This window comes from Gordonibacter sp., from assembly GCF_036667095.1.
Classification (GTDB): domain Bacteria; phylum Actinomycetota; class Coriobacteriia; order Coriobacteriales; family Eggerthellaceae; genus Gordonibacter.
This window is the reverse complement of the sequence record NZ_JAVWUP010000180.1, coordinates 751-4,969: the sequence shown is the minus strand read 5'-3', so window position 1 is coordinate 4,969 and position 4,219 is coordinate 751. Positions and strand designations below refer to the sequence as shown.

6 protein-coding genes and 1 riboswitch are annotated in these 4,219 nt (G+C 58.4%); of the genes, 1 reads left to right on the top strand and 5 read right to left on the bottom strand.

Translation table 11 applies throughout. The annotated features are described in order from the left end of the window. Window positions 1-348 precede the first annotated feature (348 nt). The 5 genes from RR842_RS11910 to RR842_RS11890 all read right to left on the bottom strand — a co-directional run bounded on the left by RR842_RS11910 (window position 349) and on the right by RR842_RS11890 (window position 3,200). Window positions 349-1,125: an alpha/beta hydrolase gene (locus RR842_RS11910; protein WP_332729864.1), complete on the bottom strand. Its 777-nt coding sequence runs from the start codon at window positions 1,123-1,125 to the stop codon at window positions 349-351. Next, window positions 1,122-1,670, bottom strand: coding sequence for a helix-turn-helix domain-containing protein (locus tag RR842_RS11905; protein ID WP_332729863.1), 549 nt, complete (start codon window positions 1,668-1,670; stop codon window positions 1,122-1,124). The genes RR842_RS11910 and RR842_RS11905 overlap by 4 nt, the downstream gene beginning before the upstream one ends. A gap of 84 nt (window positions 1,671-1,754) precedes the next feature. Continuing rightward, window positions 1,755-2,078 (bottom strand): multidrug efflux SMR transporter, encoded by a 324-nt coding sequence (locus tag RR842_RS11900; protein WP_332514665.1) that lies wholly within the window; start codon window positions 2,076-2,078, stop codon window positions 1,755-1,757. 24 nt (window positions 2,079-2,102) lie between these two features. Beyond that, window positions 2,103-2,169: riboswitch (guanidine-III (ykkC-III) riboswitch) on the bottom strand. 174 nt (window positions 2,170-2,343) lie between these two features. Next, window positions 2,344-2,886 (bottom strand): DUF2812 domain-containing protein, encoded by a 543-nt coding sequence (locus tag RR842_RS11895; RefSeq protein ID WP_332729862.1) that lies wholly within the window; start codon window positions 2,884-2,886, stop codon window positions 2,344-2,346. Then, on the bottom strand, window positions 2,883-3,200 hold the full coding sequence (locus RR842_RS11890) for a helix-turn-helix transcriptional regulator (RefSeq protein WP_332729860.1): 318 nt from the start codon (window positions 3,198-3,200) through the stop codon (window positions 2,883-2,885). Before RR842_RS11890 ends, RR842_RS11895 begins: the two co-directional genes overlap by 4 nt. Before the next feature lie 256 nt (window positions 3,201-3,456). On the opposite strand from RR842_RS11890, the gene RR842_RS11885 reads away from it, so the two are divergent. Further along, on the top strand, window positions 3,457-4,219 hold a 763-nt coding region (locus tag RR842_RS11885), incomplete at its 3' end, for an alpha/beta hydrolase (RefSeq protein ID WP_332729859.1).

The following is a 4,219-nucleotide window of genomic DNA, read 5'->3' as shown; positions in this document are numbered from 1 at the left end:
TTTCCACCGACAAGGACGAGCTTCGCCGCCTGTACCACGAGCTCAAAGAAGGCGGGCACGTGAACATGGAGCTGCAGAAAACGTTCTGGAGCGAACTCTACGGCATGGTGACCGACCAGTTCGGCATCAGCTGGCAGTTCTCCTGCGAGGCGGCGGACGCGTAGATGCAGTGAAACCCCATCAGGGCGCGCCCACGAACGAGCGCGCCCTGTCGAGAGGTTTAAATACCGTGGTCCTGTGGCTCGCTCGCCCCTTACCGTAGAAAGCCAGCCCGACCATCCTCGACCAAAGGTTGACCAAAGGATCAGCGGCTTTTTCCGGAAAAACGGGCAAAGAATGCCGCAAACTTCAATCATGCTCGAAGAACGGCACTGCCAGCGCCAGCCACTCGTCGGGCAGGTAGAGGGCCAAATACCCGTGATTGTAGCCGGGAGCTTCATAGAGCTCGCAGGTAGGGACATAGTCTTTGAAGTGCCGAGCCGACCGTTTGACGCACTTCATTTCTTTTTCACCGTACCAGTACATCACTTGGGCCTCGGTGTCGCGCACGCTTTCCTTAAGCTCGTACTTCAACATGTAGGTGCCGTACATCTGCACCAGCATCTCTTTGGTCAGGCGGGGCATGTCGCGCAGGTAGTGGGCGATGATCTCGTCGGGATACTGCATCTTTTCCGGCAGCATCTTGGGCATGGAGTCAACTTGGCGACGACACGCCTTTTCGCTGAACAGCAGACCGCTGCCCAGGCGCATGAAGGCGATGCAGCAGTGCGCCATGAAAGGCTGCGGTATGCACAGACTCCCGTCGATGATCGCCTTCTTTGCAAGGTCGGGCTTGCGGGACAGCAGCTCCGCGACGATCTGGCCACCGAGCGACACGCCGCCGAGCGCAAACACGTGCCCCCCGCAACGCGTATCGATGAATTCCATGAGCTTGTCGGCCGTAGCCTCGGTCGACACATAAGGGACGGCGAACTCCTCGCCGTGGCCGTCGAGCGTCGGCAGCACCACGTGGTAGCGATCCGCCAGCACGCGCGCCTGCCGCAGGTAGTTCCACCAGGCGTTACCGCCGCCGTGGATGAGCATGACGGTGGGGTTGCCCTCGTCGCCGAACTCGTGGAACTTCATCGGGACCCTCCCGTCGAAGCGCTTTGGACGGACTCTCGACCGGGTGTTGCGGGTGGCGAGGACACCAAGGACAGCTTGCGCATGCGTCGCCCAGCGCCCATTTCTCGATCAACATAGGGTTTTAGCAGGTCGGCAATACCCTCGAGCAGTTGGTCGTACTCGGCGTCGCTCACGCACAACAGTGCCGTTTGGAAAAAGACGCGGTCTTGCGCGCAATCGCAACCTTCGTCGCTCAGGTACGCATTCATTTCCTGCATGAGCTCAAGAAAGTACGCCGATGAGAGTGCCTCGGACGCCTCGCCGCTCGAAGGTACCGCGCTGTTTTTGAAGGCGTAGACTTTTTCGTATACGCCGCGTACCTGGTTCTCTTCGACCACCTCGATCACGCCGCCCTCTTCGAGCAGCTTCATGTGATGGTAGACGGTTGCGCGTGGAACGTCTTGCAAGTAGGCCACGATGGCGGAGGTTGCCGCCCGATCATGCAGCCGTAGGTATTGCAGCACGCGCAACCGTGTTGGATGAAGCAGTAATTTGGCAGAGTCCACGTTCGATTCCTTCCTCGCTCTCGCTTGGGAGGAATTATAGTCTAATTTTTTGGACTATACAAGAAGCGACTGCGGCCCGCCCCGCTACGAGCCATCGTGCACGAGCTTGAGGCCGATAACGCAGCCGATAAGCCCAATGATGAGCAGCACTTTTGCAAGGGAAACCGGCTCGGTGCCGGAGAACATGCCGTAAGCTACCGTAAGCGTCGCGCCAATGCCCACCCAGATTGCGTAAGCGGTGCCTGTCGGCAGCGTTTTGACGGCGTAAGCGAGGCCGAGCATACTGCACACGAGTGCCACAAGAAAGACGATCGAGGGTACCAGCTTGGTGAACCCCTCTGCGCGACCGAGCGCCGTAGCCCACACTGCTTCGAGAACGCCGGACAACACCAGCACGATCCATGCCATGGAAAACTCCCTTCGGGTAAGGTATATGCGCCGTCTTTGCGATCCTGGTACGGCTGCCCCTCGTCAGGGAGTCATCAAGAAGATGAAACGTGCAACAGTGTAGCAAACCCCATACGCGAAAGGCAAATCGCTTTGTCCGGAGAGATGCGACAGGACGGCGACAGGGCGCCGTAGGTGCCGCCGATGCTTCTGCATCCTGGAATTTGAAGTTGCCGTCGGTGGTTTTCGCCTTTTCAGCCTCTTTGCTTTCGCACGTTCGGAACGCCTATTCGCGCACCTTGCGCTCTGCCTTCAAGCGCCTGATCTCTCGCACGATGCGCAGTGCCGGCAAGGCCGTCGCCAGAGCAAGCGCCGCTACCAGCACGGCAACTACGAGCGCCATCTCCGGACTTCCCTTGACGAGATTCGGAACGCCTACCACCATCGCAAAGAATTCCGCAGCAAGGGCGAACAGGGCGATGAGCTGGATACGTCGAAGGTGCTTTATGCGCGAGTCGATATCCGAGAACAGCTCGAAGGCACCGCCATCTGTCCGCTTACGGAAATACACCCAACGACCCATAGAGGCCACCTGCTCGATACCGGCATCCTCCATGAAGCGCAGATACTCCCGCTCGCCCACCGACCACGGAAGGTTGTCGAGCAACTCGAGACGATAGGTGTATACGCCAGGCTCTCCTTCTTCGAACGCGTAGCTCAACGGTCCGGCCGCAACCAGGTTCATACCTTTGGCAGCTTGGGCGTTCAGCCAGTCTTCTTCCTTTTGGAAGTCCCATGCCCAAAAAACCTTGTGAACGGTTTTCCTCACTTCGACCACTCTCCCGCAATGCGCTCGCCGTTTTCCAGAAGCTCTCGCAGGCGCACGATCTCCGCCGCCACGACCCGTCGCCCCTCTTCGGTAAGCTGGTATTCGCGTTTACGGCCCCCCTCGGAAGCTTTCAGTTCTTTGATCCAGCGCCTTTCCACCAACGTGCCCAGCGCCCCATACAGCGTGCCCGCCGCCAGCCGCACGCGGCGGCCGCTGAGCGCTTCTGCATTCTGCATGATGCCGTAGCCATGCAGGGGCTTGTCGAGCGATAGGAGGATGTAGAAAACAGCCTCGGTCAAGGCGATGGAATCCATAGGCTCTCCGTTTGATTTTATATCTACAGGCGTTATATCGGCTTTCGATATAATATACCGCTTGCCGATATACTGTCAAACAACGAGTAGTTGATGCATATAGATGGATATCGAGCCTGCGTGCATATGAGTTTTCCGTCAACTGCCTCTGGTTCGACACGGCTAGAGGTTTTCTGGTTCAAGGGCAAGGCGCAGTGAAAGCCCACGTCGATATGGTAGTATGGCGATCAATGCAGAGAGCAACGAGGGAGCCTCCGTGAAAACGATCTACAAGAGCCCTGAAGCAAAGCATGCCATACTCGAGCTTTACGACAAGCAGCTCGCGCGTTTGGATTGTGCTTGGGAAGACCGCTTTGTCGATACCTCGTTTGGGACCACGCATCTTATCGTAGCGGGAAACCCGCAAGGCATTCCGCTTCTGGTATTCCACGGAGGCAACGCGACCACCGCTTACAATCTTCTCGCCTGCCCGTATCTGCTCGAGGACTTCTGCGTGTACGCCGTCGACACCATCGGGCACCCCGGAATGAGCGCCGAGACGTGCCTTTCGCCTTCGAATGATGATTACGGCGTTTGGGCGGCCGAGGTTATAGGCGCGCTCGGGTTCGAGTCGATGCGCTGTTTCGCCGGATCGTTTGGGGCGGGCATCGTAGCAAAGCTGATGTGCGCAGCGCCTCAGCGAGTGGAGCGTGCGGTTCTCTGCGTGCCTTCGGGAATCAAGAACGCGCCCGCCTGGCACTCCATGAGCATGATGGCGCCCATGATCGCCTACTGGCTTACCCGTAAAGAATCGTGGTTCGTGAAAACGATCCTTCCCATGTCGATCACGGAAGAGGCAATTGACACCGATACGCTCGAGACCGCACGGGCGAGCATTGACGGGTCGAAGATCAAGGTCGGCATGCCAAGCGACGTCGATCCGGAACGTATGGGGAAATGCCAGGCCGAGACGCTCGTGATGGCGGCCGAACGCGACTGCCTCTTCCCCGCCTCAGGCGTCATTCCCCAGGCTGAGCACA